19 protein-coding genes and 1 pseudogene are annotated in these 19998 nt (G+C 42.8%); 13 read left to right on the top strand and 7 right to left on the bottom strand.

Features of this window, described 5'->3' with window-relative positions:
• Positions 1–4 precede the first annotated feature (4 nt).
• The 5 genes from istB (at position 5) to I1H34_RS13610 (ending at position 3128) form a co-directional block, all read left to right on the top strand.
• Complete coding sequence (istB, locus tag I1H34_RS13630; protein WP_212661652.1) at positions 5–868, top strand: IS21-like element helper ATPase IstB; 864 nt, start codon at positions 5–7, stop codon at positions 866–868.
• A gap of 343 nt (positions 869–1211) precedes the next feature.
• On the top strand, positions 1212–1442 hold the full coding sequence (locus I1H34_RS13625) for a hypothetical protein (RefSeq protein WP_212661656.1): 231 nt from the start codon (positions 1212–1214) through the stop codon (positions 1440–1442).
• Positions 1423–2358 (top strand): IS4 family transposase, encoded by a 936-nt coding sequence (locus tag I1H34_RS13620; RefSeq protein ID WP_212661657.1) that lies wholly within the window; start codon positions 1423–1425, stop codon positions 2356–2358. The genes I1H34_RS13625 and I1H34_RS13620 overlap by 20 nt, the downstream gene beginning before the upstream one ends.
• A complete protein-coding gene (locus tag I1H34_RS13615; RefSeq protein WP_212661658.1) occupies positions 2345–2596 on the top strand; it encodes a hypothetical protein in 252 nt (83 codons plus the stop codon). Before I1H34_RS13620 ends, I1H34_RS13615 begins: the two co-directional genes overlap by 14 nt.
• Positions 2556–3128: an ISAs1 family transposase gene (locus I1H34_RS13610; protein ID WP_249370163.1), complete on the top strand. Its 573-nt coding sequence runs from the start codon at positions 2556–2558 to the stop codon at positions 3126–3128. The genes I1H34_RS13615 and I1H34_RS13610 overlap by 41 nt, the downstream gene beginning before the upstream one ends.
• Before the next feature lie 200 nt (positions 3129–3328).
• Here I1H34_RS13610 and I1H34_RS13605 read toward each other — a convergent pair whose 3' ends face one another.
• Positions 3329–4021: an NUDIX hydrolase gene (locus I1H34_RS13605; protein ID WP_212661660.1), complete on the bottom strand. Its 693-nt coding sequence runs from the start codon at positions 4019–4021 to the stop codon at positions 3329–3331.
• Positions 4022–4105: 84 nt separating this feature from the next.
• Between I1H34_RS13605 and I1H34_RS13600 the strand changes: the two genes are divergently transcribed.
• From I1H34_RS13600 to I1H34_RS13580, 5 genes are all read left to right on the top strand, one after another.
• Positions 4106–4957, top strand: a complete 852-nt coding sequence (locus I1H34_RS13600; RefSeq protein ID WP_212661661.1) for a protein phosphatase 2C domain-containing protein — start codon at positions 4106–4108, stop codon at positions 4955–4957.
• Positions 4935–5744 (top strand): ADP-ribosylglycohydrolase family protein, encoded by an 810-nt coding sequence (locus I1H34_RS13595; RefSeq protein ID WP_212661662.1) that lies wholly within the window; start codon positions 4935–4937, stop codon positions 5742–5744. Before I1H34_RS13600 ends, I1H34_RS13595 begins: the two co-directional genes overlap by 23 nt.
• Before the next feature lie 155 nt (positions 5745–5899).
• Positions 5900–7777 carry a hypothetical protein gene (locus I1H34_RS13590; RefSeq protein WP_212661663.1) on the top strand — a complete coding sequence of 626 codons (1878 nt, stop codon included), beginning with the start codon at positions 5900–5902 and terminating at the stop codon, positions 7775–7777.
• Between the two features lie 14 nt (positions 7778–7791).
• A complete protein-coding gene (locus I1H34_RS13585; protein ID WP_212666263.1) occupies positions 7792–8820 on the top strand; it encodes an isochorismatase in 1029 nt (342 codons plus the stop codon).
• A 106-nt stretch (positions 8821–8926) separates the two neighbouring features.
• Positions 8927–9706 carry a hypothetical protein gene (locus tag I1H34_RS13580; RefSeq protein ID WP_212661664.1) on the top strand — a complete coding sequence of 260 codons (780 nt, stop codon included), beginning with the start codon at positions 8927–8929 and terminating at the stop codon, positions 9704–9706.
• Positions 9707–9972: 266 nt separating this feature from the next.
• On the opposite strand, the gene ndhM is transcribed toward I1H34_RS13580, so the two are convergent.
• Entirely contained in the window at positions 9973–10317 is a 345-nt protein-coding gene (gene ndhM, locus I1H34_RS13575; RefSeq protein WP_212666262.1) for an NAD(P)H-quinone oxidoreductase subunit M, read from the bottom strand.
• A 258-nt stretch (positions 10318–10575) separates the two neighbouring features.
• Between ndhM and I1H34_RS32180 the strand changes: the two are divergent.
• Positions 10576–10848: pseudogene (locus tag I1H34_RS32180) on the top strand (hypothetical protein); the annotation flags it as partial.
• 92 nt (positions 10849–10940) lie between these two features.
• A complete protein-coding gene (locus tag I1H34_RS13570) occupies positions 10941–12299 on the top strand; it encodes an ISKra4 family transposase (protein WP_212666261.1) in 1359 nt (452 codons plus the stop codon).
• Positions 12300–12409: 110 nt separating this feature from the next.
• On the opposite strand, the gene I1H34_RS13565 is transcribed toward I1H34_RS13570, so the two are convergent.
• Positions 12410–13525 (bottom strand): glycosyltransferase family 4 protein, encoded by a 1116-nt coding sequence (locus I1H34_RS13565; protein ID WP_212666079.1) that lies wholly within the window; start codon positions 13523–13525, stop codon positions 12410–12412.
• A 778-nt stretch (positions 13526–14303) separates the two neighbouring features.
• Between I1H34_RS13565 and I1H34_RS13560 the strand changes: the two genes are divergently transcribed.
• Entirely contained in the window at positions 14304–15275 is a 972-nt protein-coding gene (locus I1H34_RS13560; RefSeq protein WP_212666078.1) for a hypothetical protein, read from the top strand.
• A 5-nt stretch (positions 15276–15280) separates the two neighbouring features.
• Here I1H34_RS13560 and I1H34_RS13555 read toward each other — a convergent pair whose 3' ends face one another.
• From I1H34_RS13555 to I1H34_RS13540, 4 genes are all read right to left on the bottom strand, one after another.
• Entirely contained in the window at positions 15281–16441 is a 1161-nt protein-coding gene (locus I1H34_RS13555) for a glycosyltransferase (protein ID WP_212666077.1), read from the bottom strand.
• A gap of 61 nt (positions 16442–16502) precedes the next feature.
• Positions 16503–17603: a glycosyltransferase gene (locus I1H34_RS13550; protein WP_212666076.1), complete on the bottom strand. Its 1101-nt coding sequence runs from the start codon at positions 17601–17603 to the stop codon at positions 16503–16505.
• A 42-nt stretch (positions 17604–17645) separates the two neighbouring features.
• Positions 17646–18416, bottom strand: coding sequence for a sulfotransferase domain-containing protein (locus I1H34_RS13545; RefSeq protein WP_212666075.1), 771 nt, complete (start codon positions 18414–18416; stop codon positions 17646–17648).
• 36 nt (positions 18417–18452) lie between these two features.
• Positions 18453–19811, bottom strand: coding sequence for a flippase (locus I1H34_RS13540; RefSeq protein ID WP_212666074.1), 1359 nt, complete (start codon positions 19809–19811; stop codon positions 18453–18455).
• Between the last annotated feature and the right edge of the window lie 187 nt (positions 19812–19998).

The raw sequence follows: 19998 nt of genomic DNA, 5'->3' as shown, positions 1-19998 counted from the left end.
AACGATGCAAGCAATGATTGACCAGCTGCAACACATGAAGCTTACGGAACTCTTGGAGGCTTGGCGAGAACAGCAGGCCTTGCCCACCTATCATGATCTATCGTTCGATGAACGACTCGCTTTGATGGTAGAGCGTGAATACATCCGACGACAAAACCAACGGATGCAGCGCCGACTCCGGCAAGCTCGACTGCCGGTGCACGCCACCCTTGATGCAGTGGATTTTGATGTGCCCAGAGGGCTCAAAAAGATCCAGTTTCTCGAATTTGCTCAAGGCCATTGGCTCCAAGAAAATCTGTCATTGATTTTGCTTGGTCCCACGGGCGTGGGAAAGTCTTTCTTGTCAGCTGTACTGGCCCATCATTTGTGCAAACAAGGCCATAGCGTGCGCTATATCAAAACCGCTGATCTGGTTCTGGAGTTGAAGTTAGCCAAAGGAGATGGGTCTTATCCCAAACTCCGAAAACAATTAGCGGCTTACGATCTACTCGTGCTCGATGAATGGCTTAGAGATCCACTGTCTGTCTTTGAGGCTAGAGAAATACTCGATATCTTAGATGAGCGTTTCCGTAAAGCTTCCTGTTTATTTGCCACGCAAATGCCCCTCGAACAATGGCACTCACAAATTCAAGATCCCACCCTGGCTGATGCCATTCTTGACCGGATTATTCATGATGCGATGAAGGTCCCGCTTCGAGGAGAATCCATGAGGAAATTGACCAGTAAACTGACCCTGAAGCCAGAAGGGGACATCAGTAATGACCGTTCAGATGAGGATAAAACAACGAGTGAAACAACCGCTACATCTAAGCCCAAAACACAAAAGGAGAAAAGGAATGAAAAAAAGGAAGGACAGATGGATGAATAGACCCGATGAGCTCACGATATTCCTTTCGTGATATGTATGGATTCAGATCTAATTTTTTGCCTATGAATTGCAACAGCATTTTGGACATCTCAATTTACTCACCCGATATTAGCGAGTGAGTAAATTGATAGATTTTCGTCTGTTGCTACAAACTACGCAGCAATTGGACTCGCAGGTATTTTTGATTTCCCTTTTTTGACCACTGGTAAACGAGGACGAAGGGTCTGTGTTTGTCCTGAAGGGGCGACATGCGTCGTAAACCCCTTGCTATTTGTGCAATAACCCGATAGATAAGAAAAAAGATGGGCTGCAAATGATGTATCTCCAGCTCACCTTATTGACAATGATATTGCCACTATACCAACCCCATTTACGCCGTCAACTGTCTCCTGCCCAGTATCTTCTCCTAGAGATCCTCGTTCATCTATTACAAACACTTCGCTGCGTCAAAATCGAGACGCTAGCAGAAGGGCTGCCACTGCCGATTCTTTTTGACAGTCGCCGAAAAAAATCCAACGGTTCTTATCCTTACCGACCCTTGAGCTTGAAACGCTTTGGGGCTACCGCTGGTTAAGCTGTGGCTGAGCCAGCAGTATCCTCAAGGCTCCCAGCTTTATGTCGTCATCGACCGTACGAGTTGGGGAGTGATTAATCTATTGGTGGTCAGCGTGGTCTGGCAACATCGCGCTATTCCCGTATGGTGTGAAGCCCTCTGCAAAAAGGGCAGCAGCAACTATGACGAGCAAACCGCTGTTTTAAGCAAAGTTATCAGCCATTTATCAGCCTATCGTCTGGTCATCCTCGGTGACCGAGAGTTTTGTTCCGTCAAGCTGGGGCAGTGGTTAGGCCAACAAGAGGTCTACTTTTGTCTGCGACTCAAGCGCAATACCGAAGTGGCTCTGGCTCAGCAGTTTACTCAACAACTCCAACAGTTTGGCCTTGTCCCAGGTCAAAAGCTATTTCTCAATGATGTGCGCGTCACTCAGGCTAAAGGCTTTGGAACTTTCAATGTGGCAGCCAAGTGGAAACGACGGTATCAGGGGTTTGCACCTGATGAAGCATGGTTTATTCTCACCAACTTCTGTGACCTCAATAGTGCTATCGTCAGCTACCAAAAACGCTTCTCTATCGAAGAAATGTTTCGGGACTTCAAGAAAGGAGGCTATTGTCTCGAAGGCTCTCAAGCCATGCAAGAACGGTTGGTGGCTATCGTTATTGTGATTGCCATTGCCTATACCAGTGCGGCACTGCAAGGGCAAAATCTCAAGCAAAAAGGACTACAGCGCTATATTACTAGACCCGAATCCACCACTTCACTGAACAAGCGGCATAGTGCATTCCGAGTTGGACTATCTGCGTATATGTGGGCCATAACGGGGGATGGAGTTCTGGCTCGATTGGTGGATGAGCTAATGAAACTCTCTCCCAATAAGCTACCTGAGTATCAACGGGGGATGAGAGCGATGGAGCTTGTCTGTGCTGGGTTGTAGCCTTCATGTCGCCCCCTCAGCTGAAACAGACAATCCTTATTGTCAGCCCCATCCCGCAATCATGATGGTCACAGGCTATGTGGTAGAGAGAGGTTTAATCTTGCCCCCTTATGAAGTTGACCAGAAGACCAATGAAATCAAGGCCTTGCCTGAAATGATTGAGCAGCTTGCTCTCAAAGGAGTGGTCTTTGCCTTTGATGCCATCAACACCCAAAAAAACAGCACAGCTCATTGTTGACAGTGGCAATGAGTATCTCGGGGCGCTCAAAGGCAACCAGAAAGGATTACTGACTGATGTGAAAGCACATTTTAAGCCAGAATCAACGGTTGAAACCCTGGGAAAAGGGCATGGTCGCATTGAAAAGCGAACCGTTAGTATCTGCCGTGACCTGAGTAATATTCGACAATGGCCAGGTCTCAAAACACTCATTCGGGTTGAATCACAACGCTCTGAAATCTATAACGACATGATTGTCGATACCCAAGAGACTCGCTATTACATCACGTCACTCCTGGAGGAGGTAGAACCTTTGGCACAAAGAATTCGGGGGTATTGGGGAGTAGAAAACAAGGTCCATTATGTTCGCGATGTCACCCAAGGTGAAGATGCTTCAAGGATTCGGACCACACCCCTTATTGGCCTGTTCGTACAAGCGCGTAATCTATCACTCAATCTTTATCGAGAATATGGATTCACCAATATGGCTCAGGCAAAGCGACGATGTGAACAATCACTAGACATACTGATGGATGTTTTTAGAATGAAATAGCCCTGGTGGGAAGGGAGTATTCATGCAACAATACCCAATCGACAATGAATTCATTCAACCATTGAATGTCTTGCTCCTGTCCACTTTTTCGAGTAAAGGTCACTGTCTACTTTTTCGAGACAAGATCATTTCAAAAATGGGCGAACCGTGAGTACAAGATATATCGACTACTACACAGCTTTTTTTCAAAGGCTTTAATCTCAAACTTCAAAGTTAAATCCTTGTTGCTTCAATAGCTCATATTTGCTTTGGTCGAACTGATAGAGCCTAGCAGCACGATGGGCAACTCCAATTTGTCGCTCATCCAGAGAGATTAAGAGATCCATTTTTAGCAATTTCTTACGGAAGTTACGTTTATCTAAAGGATGACCCAAAACCGTTTCATAGAGATGCTGGATTTGGGTGAGCGTAAATTTTTGCGGCAGTAATTCAAAACCAATCGGTTCATAACGAACTTTGCTCTGCAAGCGGTGGATAGCCTGTTTCAAGATTTGAGCATGATCGAAGGCTAGGGATGGTAAATTTCCAAGGGAATACCAAGCTGCATCTTCAGCATCAGTAGCGGCCTGTAAGGGATATTCAATTAGGTTGATTAAAGCGTAGTAGGCAACGGAGATGATGCGATCGCGCGGATCTCGACCCAAATCACCAAAGGTATAGAGCTGCTCTAGAAAGATACCTTGAACACCCGTTTCTTCCTGTAGTTCCCGGCGAGCCGCTTCTTCTAAAGATTCATCCATCTGCACAAAGCCGCCAGGCAGTGCCCACTGATGCTGGAAGGGAGGAATCTGGCGCTGAATTAGTAGGATTTTGAGATCAATCTGTTCGTCTAAGCCAAACACCACACAGTCAACGGTAAGACCAGGGCGCGGATAGTCATAGGTATAGGGCATAGGATAGGGTCAATCTTGACATCGTGTAAAAGTGACACTATGATAGATTTAGTTGAGTTAGTGTCACTTTTACACTATAGAGCAATGCAACAGCATTTTGAAGTCGCGGCTGGGTCTATTTTGGGCCAGAACCATCGACGAGTCAGTCAGAATAATCAGGATGCTTGGGCCATTCTTACACCAGGTCAAGCAACCATTGCGGTGGTATGTGATGGGTGCGGGAGTCGACCTAAAAGTGAAGTCGGAGCGCAGCTAGGGGCTCAGTTAACGGTGCACACTCTTGCTCAATTAGTGGCAGAGGAACGACCAGAAGACGAGCTGTTTTGGCAGACATTGAGAAAGCGCCTATTAGAGAAGATGCAGACTTTAAAGGAGCCGTTAGGAGCGGATGAACAAGGGCTGTTGGATTACTTCTTATTCACCCTGACTGGGTGTTTAGTAACCCCAGAAACAACCTGGATTTTTGGTCTAGGGGATGGGGTATTTGCCATCAATGAGCAGCTTCATCAGATTGGTCCATTTGCCAATAATGCTCCGCCCTATTTGGCATACAGCTTGCTATGGGAAGCCGAGAAAGGCCCCGATCCATTTCAACTCCAGATTTATGCTCAACAACCTACTGAGCAGGTGCAGTCTGTGCTGATTGGAAGCGATGGGGTAGGGGACTTAATGAATGTAGCGGAAGAGTATCTCCCTGGAAAGTTGGAACCTGTGGGACCACTGAATCAGTTCTGGTGTTGCGATCGCTATTTCCAGAATCCTGATCAGGTGCGACGACGGCTCGCTCAAATCAATAGAGAGGTGATACAGCCGGACTGGGATGCTCAGCAGGTGCGGAAGATTCCAGGTTTATTACCGGACGACACTACGTTAATCAGTATTAGACGGAAAGAGACGGAAGAAGGAGGCAGTGATGCTAGGTGCGATCGCAGGTGACATGATTGGGTCAGTTTTTGAGCCCCATTGGCGACGAATGAAACGGAAAGAGTTTGAATTATTTAGTAAGAAATCGAAATTTACAGACGATACGGTACTTACGATGGTCCCCGACCGGCCTTCGGCCATCGCAGTTGCGGATGCCATTCTCCATCAGAAGGAGTATGTCCATAGCATCAAGGACTATTATCGGCGCTATCCCAAAGCTGGCTATGGCAGAACCTTTCGAGAATGGGGGGCATCAGACAGCTTGGAACCGTATCACAGTTGGGGGAATGGTTCAGCCATGCGGGTCAGTGCTGTTGGATTTGCCTTTGATGATTTAGAAACGGTATTGCGAGAAGCGAAGCGAAGTGCAGCCGTCACCCATGATCACCCAGAAGGGATTAAGGGAGCACAGGCAACTGCGGCAGCCATTTACCTAGGGCGACAGGGGCAGTCTAAGGCGGAGATTAAAGCCTATATCGAAGCAACCTTTGGCTATGACTTGAGTTTGAGCCTGGAAGAGATTCGACCCCAGTATCAGTTTGATAGCTCCTGTCAGGGGTCGGTACCCCAGGCGATCACGGCATTTCTAGAATCTACAGATTTTGAAGATGCGATTCGCAATGCCGTATCGCTTGGAGGTGATAGTGATACCCAAGCCTGTATTGCCGGTGGTATTGCTCAAGGGTTTTATGGTGGGGTACCAGAAAGGATTGCCCAGGAGACTTGGAAACGGCTCGATGCAGACTTACAGCAGGTGGCCACGACGTTTATACAGACTTTTGAGATCAAACAAGTTTAAAGCAATACGGTATTGCAATACGGATTTATTTTAGGTGCGCTAGCAAAAAGCTCAATCTCTTTTCTGTGAAGAGGTTTTAGGGCAATACTGTATTTTATAAGATCGTATCGTCAATTGGTATTGCGATACGAAGCTCATGCTACTTCTAAATTTCTATGGACGTTTATATCAATCAAAAACGAGTTCGCCTACGCCCTAAGCAAGCGATTGGGAAGGGGGGAGAAGCGGATGTGTATCGCCTCAATCGAACCACGGCGGTGAAGCTATTTAAGTCTCCCAGTCATCCTGATTTTGTGGGCATGGCTGAGGCTCAGCAGGGCGCACGGGAGCGGTTGGCGCTGCATCAGCAAAAGCTGCGGCAGTTTCCCCAGTCGTTACCTGAGCGGGTGATTGCCCCACAGGGGTTGGTGATGAATCAAGGCGGACGGCGAATTTTAGGCTATACGATGCCGCTGGTGGCGAATGCGGAGGTGCTGTTACGGTATTGCGATCTCCGAAGGAGGGTCGGGGACCATCGCAGGCGGGTCGGAGACCATCGCCAGGTTCGGCAGACGATAGACACACAGGTGGTGGTCAATCTATTTCTGGATCTGCACGAGACGGTGGCCAAGCTGCATTGTGCAGATGTGGTGATTGGAGATTTTAATGACCTAAATATTTTAGTGCAGGGCACCCAGGCATTTCTGATTGATGCCGATTCATTCCAGTTTGGTTCATTTCCCTGTTCGGTGTTTACAGCCCGCTTTGTCGATCCACTACTGTGTGATCCGCAGGGAACACAGCCTATTTTATGTCGACCCTATTCCTGGGAGTCAGATTGGTACGCCTTTACGGTAATGCTGATGCAGGCACTGCTGTTTGTTAATCCTTATGGTGGTGTTTATAGACCGTCTGATCCAGCTCAGAGATTGCCTGCGGCAGCTCGCCCCTTACATCGGATAACGGTGTTTCATCCCCAGGTACGCTATCCGAAGCCGGCTTTACCGTGCGATCGCTTACCGGAAGCATTGTTAGATCATTTTCAGCGGGTGTTTGAACAGGATTGGCGGGGAGCATTTCCGCGATCGCTATTGGAAAATTTGCGCTGGCAAACCTGTCCGTCCTGTGGGGTTGAACATGCTCGATCTGCTTGTCCCAGCTGTGTGCAATCTATAGGGGTTGCTCCACCCGTTCAGCAGGGACAGGTTAAGGTCACGACGGTCTTACAAACGGATGGGGTGATCTTGGCGGCTACGTTGACAGCAGGGCATCTGCAGTGGTTGGTCTGGGAGGAGGGGCAGTTTAAGCGGGAAGACGGAGCGGTGATGCTCACGGGCGATCTCAGTCCTGAGTCCGACTGGTATCTACAGGGTCAAACTACTTGGATCGCACAGCAGGGTCAGGTGGTGAGATTATCGGCAGATACGGAGCGGATCTCGGTGGATTGCTATCAAGGTCGGCCCCAGGTTGCGGTGAATGATCGGCATTGTTATTGGTTGAGCCAAGGACAGTTAATGCGGGACCACTCAGTGGTGGGGGAGGTATTGGCCGGACAAACCCAGTTTTGGGTGGGACCTCGGTTTGGACTGGGTTTTTATCGAGCCGGACGGCTGAACGGGGCTTTCGTCTTCGATGTCCAGCGCTCAGGGATAAATGATCGGCTGTCGTTGTCCATGGGAGCGGGGACGATAGTGGCGGCCAACTGCACGTTTAGTCAATCTTTGGGATGGCTCTTCGTGACGATCCAGGACCAAGGGGTACTTCAACAGCAATGTTGGGTAATCGCACCGACGGGTCAGGTGGTGGCTCAGGCCGATGTGGGGGAATGGACGGCAGGGAGATCGCCCATTTGTCCCCATTGGGCGGTGGAAGATGCCCTGCTGGTGGCGACGGATGAGGGCATTGCTCGGGTGCAGGTAGATCAAGGGCGATTGATCCTGCAGCGACAATTCCCGGAAACGGAGCCGTTTGTGCAGACGGGCTATCAGGTATTGGCGGCTCCCCAGGGACTCTATACGGTAGGGTCCCAAACCATTCAGTTATTGCAGTTGTAGGAGATTTTAAAATGATGTTGACGCAATTACCCATTCCTAATTTCTTTGACCCTCAACGGGTGGGGAAGGTGTGGCGGGTCCCTTACCAGGACAGAGTCCAACAGGCCCGGGACTGGGCAAGCCAACAGGGGGTGCAGCCAGCAGCGAAGGATAAAATGCGGATTTGTCTGATGGCAATTGATGTCCAAAATACGTTTTGTATTCCCGACTTTGAGCTGTTTGTGGGGGGACCGTCTGGGATGGGGGCAGTGGAGGATAATCGCCGACTTTGTGAGTTTATCTACCGCAATTTGGGGACGATTACGGAAATTGCACCGACGATGGATACTCATACGGCGATGCAGATCTTCCATGCTGATTTTTGGCTGAATGATCGCGGCGAGTCTCCCACGCCCCTGACGATGATTTCTTTGGCAGAGGTGGAACAGGGGGCCTGGAAGGTGAATCCGGCAATGGCCTATAGTCTGGGCAATTATATGGCTCTGCAGAATTTTGCCCGCCACTATGTCCAACGCCTTTCCCAGAAGGGGAAATATCCCCTGACTATTTGGCCCTATCACTCGATGTTGGGAGGCATTGGCCATGCCCTGGTGGCGGCGGTGGAGGAGGCCTGCTTTTTCCATAATCTGGCTCGCCATAGTCAGACCAATTTTGAAATCAAGGGGGGCAATCCTCTGACAGAAAATTACTCGGTGCTCCGACCGGAGGTTCTCGATGATCCGAAGGGACGGCCGATTGCCCAAAAGAATATCCGGTTTATCCAAAAGCTGTTGGATTTTGATGTGGTGATTATTGCTGGGCAGGCCAAGAGTCACTGTGTCGCCTGGACTATCGATGACTTACTCACGGAAATTCAAGCCCATGACCCGGACTTGGCGAAGAAAATTTACCTGCTGGAAGATTGTTCTTCGCCGGTGGTGGTGCCAGGGGTGGTCGATTTTACGGAGCAGGCCAATGAGGCATTTCTACGGTTTCAACAAGCGGGCATGCATTTGGTGCGTTCTACGGATGAGATCGCAGGTTGGCCTGGCATCAATCCTTAGACGGATTAAACTATGGCTCGATCAGCGTCTGCTGGGTCTGCTGGCTTTTCTCAATAATGCGTCAATCACTTCCTCTCTATACACCTCACTTTTTAAGGAGAATGTTATGTCTCAAGTTCCGAATCTAAATGCACTATTCCAATCAGCCCAAGCGGATGGGGTACTCTCACAGGCATCGATGCAGGCCCTCAATATTGTCGATATTGGGGCACAGATCCAGGCTGGCCTGGGAACGCCAGTCGATGATGTGATGGCTAGTGAGGTGGTGCTGGTGACAATCATGCCGGATGATTCGGGTTCGATTCGGTTTGCCGGCCATGGGGCGGTGGTCCGGGCTGGACATAATACGGTGCTGGATACGTTGGCCATGTCCCCACAGAAAGACCATATTCTTGTTCACAACCGCTATCTCAATGGGGCGGTGCTCTATCCCTACTGTTCTGTTGACCAAGCGATGCGGATGGATCAACACAATTATGATCCGAATCTGGGAACGCCGCTCTATGACCAAACTCTGGTGTTACTGGCTACGGTTCTAGCGAAGGCCCAAGCTTTTATCGATAATGGGGTGCCGGTGCGGACGGTATCTCTGATTATTACGGATGGAGCGGATGCCCATTCTCGGCGTTCTGTCCGGGAGGTCAAGATAATGGTCGAGGATATGCTGCGCACGGAAGACCATATTATTGCAGCAATGGGCATCGATGATGGACAGACGGACTTTAAACGGGTGTTTCGAGAGATGGGGGTGCGTGAACAATGGATCTTGACGCCGGGCAATTCCCATAATGAGATTCGGAAGGCTTTTCAGCTCTTCTCCCAGGCGGCGCTCACGGCCAGTCAGTCGGCACATAACTTTAATCCAATGGGCGGATTCACGGCTTAGATATGAGAAATGAGGCTAGAAGATGATCCTGGGGGCAAAGGCCAATATCAATCAGGGGGCGATTCAGAAGGGCTGGTAAGTCTTGTTTGAGATCCGGCTCAAATTCTATGACACCGATCCCCCCGTACTGTCGACATTGAATACATTCACCATGCCCACTTGAATACCTGAATCCGGATCGCCTGATGAACTTAATCCATTAGATCCTGTATATTGCCATGTTCTTGGGTAGTGAGTTGAATGTGGTCTTGATAAACCGCCACCCTCTACTTGGATTCTGATGCGATTACCTGGGGCAGGCCCATACTAAAGTTACGCACACGGCTGCTGAGGTTATAACCGACAATGCCTTTTTGCAAGAGGGATCGCACATAATGTTCTAAATCTGAGCCGATACGACGGAGGTTGTAGTCTGTTAAATCTTCACCTGAAAAGGTTTCAACGAGTTCGTCAAACTTGGCATACACTCGCTGGAGGGCATCTTCACTCCAAACCAGCTCGTTATCGGGGTCAACATCTAGAGTTAAGACACTTTCACTGGGAATCAGCTCGTTATTTTCCACTTGGGCAGTGTAAATATGGATGTGACGAGTAGTGGACTTCACTAGCATGGGCAAAGGTCTCAACATTAGAATTTCTCTGGATCTATTGTAAACATGGGTAGCAGTTTCAGAGCAATGAATTTGTCGTTGAGCTACTGCGTGCTCGATTTGATTGGTCGATGAGTGGGGGGATCTGACCTTTACTCGAAAAGATGGACAAGACCCATAGCAAATTGGAAGGCTGCATTGTCACATTTTGCTATTCTATTCCCACACGATTCAATTATTGAATACGCTACTGCTTACACAAAAGTCTAAACACTCTCGGTGCGCAAGGACATTTGGGCTCATTTTCTAGGCTACAACTTACTGAGAAGTCTCATGGAATAGGCTGCCCCATGGGCAGAATATGACCGCTCTCGACTCTCTTTACAAGGGGCTCGACAACACTTTAATCAGATGCTGGTTTTGTTAGTAACAGCCACACATAATACATGTCAACGGTTGTATGCTTATCTGTTTGAAAATATTGCGACGGATCTACTGCCTGTTCGACCCAATCGGGAGCATGTCACCTTTGCATGCAAATTAAGCCATTGAGATAAGCACACCGATGTGCAAGGGAAGCGTAATTGATTTGTAGCTTATATAAAACAGTGATCATAGTCCCATTAGCAAGATGGCTAGTTGGGATAGAGAGAGTAGAATACGAGTTACGAATAATTGCCGAGAAAGTATCGGTCAGTTCTCAAGAGGTTGTAAAACGAGATACTCTCAAAGTTTATGATATTGAAGTACCAGAATCTATTTTAGACTTGGGACTTCGACATGAAGAACAAATCTCTCTGCTTGAGAAAGTACAAAATTCCCTCTTAGCTTTGCAATCCAAACTAATAGACCCTGGTTATTATCTTTGCCCAAGATGTGGTCAGAAAATTGTGAAGAAAGGGTTCACTAAATCCAAGTTCCATGCTGTTTTTACTGACCATAAAATTGGCATCCAAAAGCATAAGTGTAAAAATCCTGATTGTGATTGGCAGAGTGCGCCGACTACATCATCAGTCTTTGGCACCCCTATCCACCCAGACTTAGCCAAATTGCAATGTGAGCAAGGGGCGTTGTATAGCTTCCGTAAAGCTCAGACAAACCTAGAGAAACTGACGGTTCATCGTCGTTCAGTTAATAACCATAATCAGGTCAAACACATCACCAATGAAGTGGGTGCGACATTAACTCAAGCCCATCTTCAGCCGATAGCCACAACCAAAGCGGCCAGTGCTCAAGAGGTGATCCTCCAAATTGATGGTGGCCATGTCCCTACTAAGGATCCAGAAAAGCGCAGCTTTGAAGCGCTCTCTGCAGTGGCCTATCGTCCAGAGAAAATTATTGAAGTGGATAGCCATCATCGTCAGATCAAGGTTAAAAGCTGTGCACTCTCAGCCCAGGATGATGATCTAACGACAATGAAAACCTATACGCTCAATGCCGCTCGTAAGCAGGGAATGACGGAGAATACACGGGTTACCGCTTTAGCAGATGGTGCACAAAAGTGTTGGTCAGTGATTTTAAGCTTGGCTCCACACTGCAAAAAACTTCTGTGTATTTTGGATTGGTTTCATATTGCCATGCGATTTCAAAATGTCAGGGGGGCAGTGGATGACGCTTTCACAGAGACATTGGAGGGAGTGAAATGGAAATTGTGGCATGGTAAGTCAGATGAGGCGTTGCCAAAATTAGAACTGCTAATGACCAACATTACAAATGAAAAGAAACGCTCAAAGCTGAAGAAGTTATATAACTATCTAGAGAATAATCAAGTCTATCTGGTGAATTATAAAGAACGAGATCAACAGGGTCTAAGCTACACCAGTCAAGTTGCGGAATCTCATATTGATACGATTATCAATGACCGCTTTAAACGAACCAAGAAAATGCAATGGACTCATGATGGAGCCCACAATGTATTGCAAATCAGAGGGATGATCACCAGTAATGAGTGGGAGAAAGGCTGGCAAGCTCCTGTACTCTCTGCCTTGGTAGGGGCAGCATAAGTACAGGTAGACTACAAATTTTTTACGATTTCGTCTTTCGTTATGGCTTTGACCATTTACGAGTCATTGTCCTCAATCTCGACCAGAGAGCTGATGAGTTCCGGGAGGTGTTATCTTTTTTGTCCTGTACTTAGAAGCTGTTCATATAAAGATTGAGTTTCTTGGAGCATCCGATCAATACAAAACTCATTCTGAAAAGTCTGCCGACCCAGTTCGCCCATACTCTTACGAATATTTGGAGAACTCACAAGTAACTCAATTGTAAAAGCTAGCTCATCGATATCTTGTCTTTTTACCAGTAATCCAGTTTCTCCATCAATTACTTCCTCAGGGATGCCATCAACATTAGAAGCAATAACAGGTAAACCTGCTCTCATTGCTTCTAAAATACTGATGGGTAATCCTTCATAATGAGTACTTAAAACAAATAGTTGAGCTGAAGATAAGATTTTAGGAACATCATGGCGGTTTCCTAAAAAGTTAACTTTATTGGTTATATCTAAATTCGTAGCCATTTCTACACAGTCAGACAGAAGAGGACCGCTTCCAATCAAATCGACAGAAAATTTTAAATGGCTTAATTTCGAAATAGCATTTAAAAGCGTAAAGTGATCTTTTTGAGTATCAAATCGAGCTACCATCACAATTTTTGGAGGTTGCTTCTCAGGTTGGGCAGTAATAGGGCAACTATCTTCTATTCCTAAATGAATAGTAACCAATTTGCTTGAATCTGTGAGTGAGGAATGTAAAGCTAACTTTCTATCACTTTCCGAAACACAAATGATCTTGCTGGATAAAGCTGCCCCAAGCTTTTCATTGATATAAGACAATGATTTATGGACGATGGGGGTTCCTGAAGCAAATTGCCAACCATGTGCAGTATAAATAGTAGGTACACCACATAAATAACCTGCTATTCTCCCCACAAGACCAGCTTTAGAATTATGAGCATGAATCAGACAAGGTTTCAACTCTTTTATCAGAGCAATAAATTCTTTAGTCGCCTTAAAGTCTGACCTAAAATCTATGCTCCGAATTAAGTTTGGTAAAATATGAACATCAATATTTTTAGATTCTGCAAACTCAGTTAAATAGCCCTTTTCACCAGTAGCTAAATGGATTTCATACTGATGGGCATAACCTTCCAGCAAATGGCACAAATGAGACTGAGTGCCACCAATAACAGAGAGAGGTATTATATAAAGTAAAATAGGTTTATTGATCATATTTTCTCAGTTAAATAATTGACAAAACAATAGACCATATGGTGAAGATTATTACTTAGTTTTAATTGCAAATTTATTTGAGTATTATTAATTAAAAACATAAGATATAAGTATCTAAATAAAATTCCTCTAAGCATTATTTATCTTCGCATTTTAAAGCTCTCAAAAATATTTTTTATGCTAAGTAATTATCCTCAAAGATCAAGAGCTAAAACATGCAAAACTAGAAAAAATAGAAGAAATATTTCCTGATTAGATCCTAGAAAGATATAGCAGAAGCAAAGAAGTATTATCTATAGCAATCTGAAATCAATCGTGAGATGTAGAGAGGCTGAAATCTTTACCAGTATCCATTTAGATTGAATATAATTCTCACAACCCACGTCAGATCGCTATATAGAGGTAGAAAACTTATACTCTTTATAATTAAATTATTTATTTCATAGATAAATACACCGAATTTAATCTGACAAGATATTGACGATATTCCTATTTTAACCTAAAATTAATTTGAAGGCAAAAAATAATTAAAATTAATAATTTAGCGTCAATCTACTCTGTCAAGAAAATCAAAATTAATATTCTTGTATGTCCAATTTTAAGATACAAGTATACATTTTAAGTAAACCAAGTTCTGAAATTTGTATTAAACTAAAATTTAGTCAGAAAACAACAAACTTATAACTCAAACGAATGATTACTAATATTCTTTCTCTAGCCATGTTAAGACTATTAAAGATAGCTCAATAAAAGATCATTTATACTTACTTCGACAACAATGAATAATAATGCAGTTATAAATGAAATAAGGCATGATATTAATAGCTTCAATTTTTTTGTTGATAATAATGTCAATGTAATTGATTCTGCAGAATTAGAAATTCGGCATACGTGTTTTTTGATAATTTACAAACTTTCTAATGGCCAAGAACTATATGTAAAAATCCTAAAATACAAGAATATTGATGGAAATTCACTTTACGAATCGACTAAAGATGAAAATTCCAGAGAGATAGGACAAAGAGAGTATCAATCATATTCTTGGTTTTTAGAAAGTATTAAATCAGAAGATTTATCAGTTTATACTCTGCCTATCTTAACTTATCTTGAGAAGTGGAATGCAATTGTTAGTTTCAAACTAGATGCTGAAGATTTATATTATTCCTTAAGAAAGTCAACTTCAACTGATGAATTATATCGCATTGGAAGATGGCTTCGTAGAGTTCATCTAGCCATGGAAACTGAAAATAAATTAGTTACATCTCCCAATGAGTACTGCCATAATCTATATGAGGATCTTGTAGATAGACTAAAATCTTCGTTTACTCCTATGCAATTAACGTACTCCGTTGGATTAACAGACTTTGATTGCCGCGACATTCTAATCAACAAACACAAACTATATTGTCTAGACTTATGCATGACAAAAAAACTAGAGCCTCAACTTCATACTGTTGGTAAATTTATCGCAGGCATTGAATTACTTTACTGGGGAACGAAATCCTTTACCTTTAATCAAGTTCCGAGAATCTTAATCAATAGTTTTATAGAAGGTTACTTTAAAGATTATTCTAATGGTGACTTGCTAGCACAAAAAAAAGCAATCAATTGGTTTACTATCCAATCATTACTTAGACATAGTTGGCAGGTTAGTCAAAGGAGTAGTAAATTCTACAAAATATATAATTCTGCTATTGGACGGCCTTATCTCAAAAAAATTCTTAATAAATACTACTTTTCAACTCTGTAGCTACACTATAAATTCGTCACTTCTTCAAAAGTTTTTTCATAAAGGCTATTCCACTGATTACTAAGTTTATCTAATTGGTGTTTATTGAGAATATGATTTGTACCTGCCTTGCTCATATTGTTGTGTTGATTAGGTGTTAGAGCCATTAGTTCACTCATCTGTAATGCCAAAGCTCTATCATCATGAGGCGGTACAAGAAATCCATTTTGACCATGTATTACCACTTCTGAATTTCCACCTACATTTGTTGATACTATTGGTAATCCAGTTGCAGAAGCCTCAAGCAGCACAATAGGCATTCCTTCCCAAGCTGAGGACATTACATAACCATCGACTGAATTCATCAACTGAGGAATATCTTTACGAACCCCTAACAACTTTACATTTCTTTCTAACTTCAAAGAGAATACTAAGTTTTCAATTTCATCTTGGAGAGAGCCAGTCCCACAAATCAACAATTGCGTATCAGGATACTGATTTACAAGTATTGAGAACGCCGAAAGCATTGTCGGATAATCTTTTTGAAGTTCCAATCTACCGATTGCAAGCCAACAAAATTGATTCTCTATTCCTAATGAAGTACGAACCAACTCACGTACTGATCGATCTGGATAGAATCGACGAGTATCAACACTATTCGGTATAAAAAGAATCTTCTCTGAAGGTACAGCCTTTACATGCACATATCTATCAACACCTGCTTGGCAAATCGTTGTAGTGAGGTTGCTTAAAGGATCTGTTAATCGATATGCAATTTCGAACCAACTTGCTTTATCCAATTGGTCCTGGGCGGAAGACTTTTCGTTTACATTATGAGCTGTTGAAATTAACACTGGAACCTTTACAAGTAGTCTAGTAATGCGAGCCAATAGATTCGCATGAAACATATGTGAATTTAGAATTTGGGGTTTAAAATCTTTTAAAATCCTTACTAATTTTAGTATGGCTCTTGGATCAGGTATTCCTTTTGGCATGTCCAAAGAGGCTACTGATATAGCAGCTTTATTCAAATCCTCAACAAACGCTTCTGGAGTTCGCATCGATACCACCAAAATCTCCCATCCAAGCTTCTTAAGTTCGAAAGCTAAGGGAATAAGTTGTGTCTGCGCACCACCATACTCCAAAGACGTAATGAGAAAGACTATTTTCTTATTTTCTTCATTCATATTATTCAAATCAATACTAAATCAGTCAACAAGATAAACAATAACAATAAGATAGTTTCAACTAAACTAATTGCAGGTATTTATTCAAGATAGATTCTTGAGAAAAATCTCCTGAACGACGTAGTAATAACTCTGACTCTGTTGGTTCTTTCAACATCTTATGAATTGAGTTGGCTAATTCATAAATATTACCAACTGGAGTGAGGTTTCCAATTTTCCCATCTTCCAAAATTTCATCTGGACCGCTTTTACAATTTGTAGATACAACAGGTGTTCCAGTTGCAAGAGCTTCAATTAATACTGTAGGTAATCCTTCCCAAGCTGAGGACAAAACAAAAACATCTGCTTTCGCCATATAGGCATAAGGATTTGCGACAAATCCAGGTAGATCAACTTTATCTTCTAGACCTAGCTTTTCAATGAGAGACTCTAAATTCACCCGTTCTTCACCTTCCCCTAAAATAATCAGACGAGAAGGTCGTATTTCTTGTAACTCATGAAATGCCTTAATTAGACATGGAAAATCTTTTTGTTGAATTAGTCGACCAACTCCCAATATCACAGGTATTTCTTTATCTACTAACCAAGGATGTTCCACTGAGTCCTTAGACTTTTTAAGCAGATCCTCTGATACGACAGGGTTATAAATTACATTCACTAAATCTTTAGGTAAGTGAGTAACACTTATAAGCTCGTCTGCAACTCCTTGAGATACTGCAATAATCCCACTCGCCCATGGATAAATATATCGAATCAAAGTAGGAATCAGTCTCTCTCGTTTTCTTGCACAATTATGAACATCTAGAGATAAAAAGCAATGAACACTAGCAAATATCTTGGTAGAAGAATTTGATATTTTTTGAGCTATTAAGGCAATCAGATTTGCATGGTTTAGAGCAGAAAATAAAACCTTTGGTTGTTCAGACTTGAGATACTTTACAAGAGAGAACAGACTCAAGATTGTACGAGATGATTTTAGATCGACAACACGCACTTTAGTAGATACTTGATCTAGATAGGGACCTTGAGCTGTTGATAGTACTAAATCAACGTCATACCCAAGTTCAGCGAGTCCATTACTAAGAATAAGCCAAATTCGCTCAGCTCCACCACCCGCAAGTGAAGGTATAAAAAAAGCAATCTTTTGTTTTGATGAACTCATTATAATTCTATGGAAAACACAGTATAAAAATCAATGAGTAGCTTATCCACCGATAAATTCCTCAAATCTTGTTCCTAGCAATTTTTGACGAACTTGCTCAAAGTTCTTTATTTTTTTAGAATATGAACCTTGACTAATTTTTTTAAGACTGCTCTGGAACTTAATATCCCTTGCAGAAACACCTAAAAACTGAGCAATATCATGCAATTGATTTTCTCTATCGCACCGCAAAGACTCATATGTCACCTTAAAGCTTTTTATTGGTAGGAAACGAATCAATCTTTTAACAATAGCAATTTTCTCTTCCTGCCGACAGAGACTTTTCCACAAGACATCAATATCTAAATGGATAGCCGAAATATCCATATTGTTCCTAGAGTGGACAATATTTCTCCGGTTCATATTAGCCATAGAGATCAGTGTATCCAAATAGTTCTGTCTTTCCAGATGAATTATTTTATAGCCATCTACTATTAGTCTAAATAATATTTCTGGATAATCAGCCAACTGATTATACATGAGATGAAATCCAATGGCTTTATGATCTCCAGGATAATCATCAATTTCATCCAAATAATTAAATGTAGTCCAAGGACGGTCTAGTTTTAATTTGTTACGATAATCATAAAATGTCATGAAGTCAGGATCGTCAATCCATCCAATATTATTTGTAGAGGGTCTATCTAAAAATATTTCTCCGGAAAATAACTTGACTTCTGGATGACTGCCCAATAACTCATTTAGCCAAGTCGATCCACTTCGCTGAGTTGTGAGCAAACAGAACTTGGTTGTTGGATATTGTGGATTTTTCACTATTTTTTAACTCCTTACTCTAATTCTTTAACAGACTCATTTGGCTTCTAAAACAAAAGGTGTAGGATTAACGTGAGTTGTTTTCCATACAGAGAAACCATTCCAGTAATGTAAGAAAACATTTGAAATAGTGGTTGCTAATGCAGCCCCTTCTATTCCCCACTTAGGGATAAAGAAGAAATTTAAAACTAGATTTAGACTTGAACTAACGATTGCACTAACCATTACATGGCGTTCGTGACCAGTCATTGTTAGTAGAAAAGTGGATGATGTCGTCAATGCTCCAAGCATCTTGCCAATACACAAAATATTCAAAGCAGTTCTGCCTTCAACAAATTCCTGGCCAAACAAAAGCAAGAACCAATGACCAAAGAAAAGAAATACGAGCGTAATTAGTGAAGAAACAATAAATACTATTCGAGATGATTTGGTTACAATTTTTTGAAGTTTATTTATATCGCCAAGGGTATATAACTTAGCAATTAAAGGTGACAAAGCTGTATCCACTGCTCCTAGAATAAAAACAACCAGCATGACTCCTTTACTCAAAACAGAGTAAAGTCCAACAGCTTCTGGACCTTGCATAGCCCCTAACATCAGAGCATCAGTTTGATGATGAATCGTACGCATCCCTTCTAGAAACATCAAGGGAATAGCCGCGCTTAACCATTTCTGCGGATAATATTTTGGTTGTGCCTGCTTCACAAGAGAAGGGAGTGACTGTTTCAACCACTGGGAGCCAATATAAAATGCGATATAAAATGCTGTTACTCTCAAAATTAGAATAAAGTCAACTGATACCTTAATCCCAGAAAATAAATATGCTATACCTATAAAAATCAATGAAAGGATAGGTGCAAACAAAAGCTCTGGAAGCTGACTTTTAACAATTTTATCAAGCCCTTGAAGGATCGATGCTCGAATAATTGTTAATGATTTAATTGGCAAAAGAAAAAGAGCTATAGCTAAAGCTGAATGAATAGTTTTACTTGTTTCACCTCCAATCACGCTAGATACAAAAAAAACAATCAAGGCAATGGCACAGGAGAGAAAAAAGGTAAAACTATTCGTCCATTTCACAAGACCATTAAACTCGCCCCAGAGTGACTTTGTCTTACAAACTGCAACTTCTCGCACCATTAATTTCCTAAAGCCTAATGTCGAAGGTACGACGAGCAAATTCACCCAAGCTAAAGCATAGATATATATTCCCAAGCCTGCTTTGCCAAGTAATCTTGCCAACAATATATTGGTCAATAAACCTAAACCCGTAGACGAAATCTTTAGCCCAAAGGTTGTAGTTATCCCTCTAAATAGATGGTTGTTCTTTATAAATAAAAAATGGTTATTGAAAATATGATTAAAGTGTCCTTTAAAATATACTAATAAATTCAACTCAGGGAACCCACATTTAGAGAATACATAAATTTAGAAGATAAAAATAATTAACGAGAGTCTATCTAGCTCGCCAGCACTAAAAAAGCGCAATGTTTCTCCGTTGATGAATAGCTAGAAAAAGGCTTCCCCTCTCCTAAATTAACTTTATTAAAGTGAGTTTAAATTAATGAAAAAAATATAAAGC

This window comes from Acaryochloris marina S15 (assembly GCF_018336915.1).
Lineage (GTDB): Bacteria > Cyanobacteriota > Cyanobacteriia > Thermosynechococcales > Thermosynechococcaceae > Acaryochloris > Acaryochloris marina_A.
Note: the sequence above shows the minus strand (reverse complement) of the source record. Positions and strands in the feature narration are given on the sequence as shown.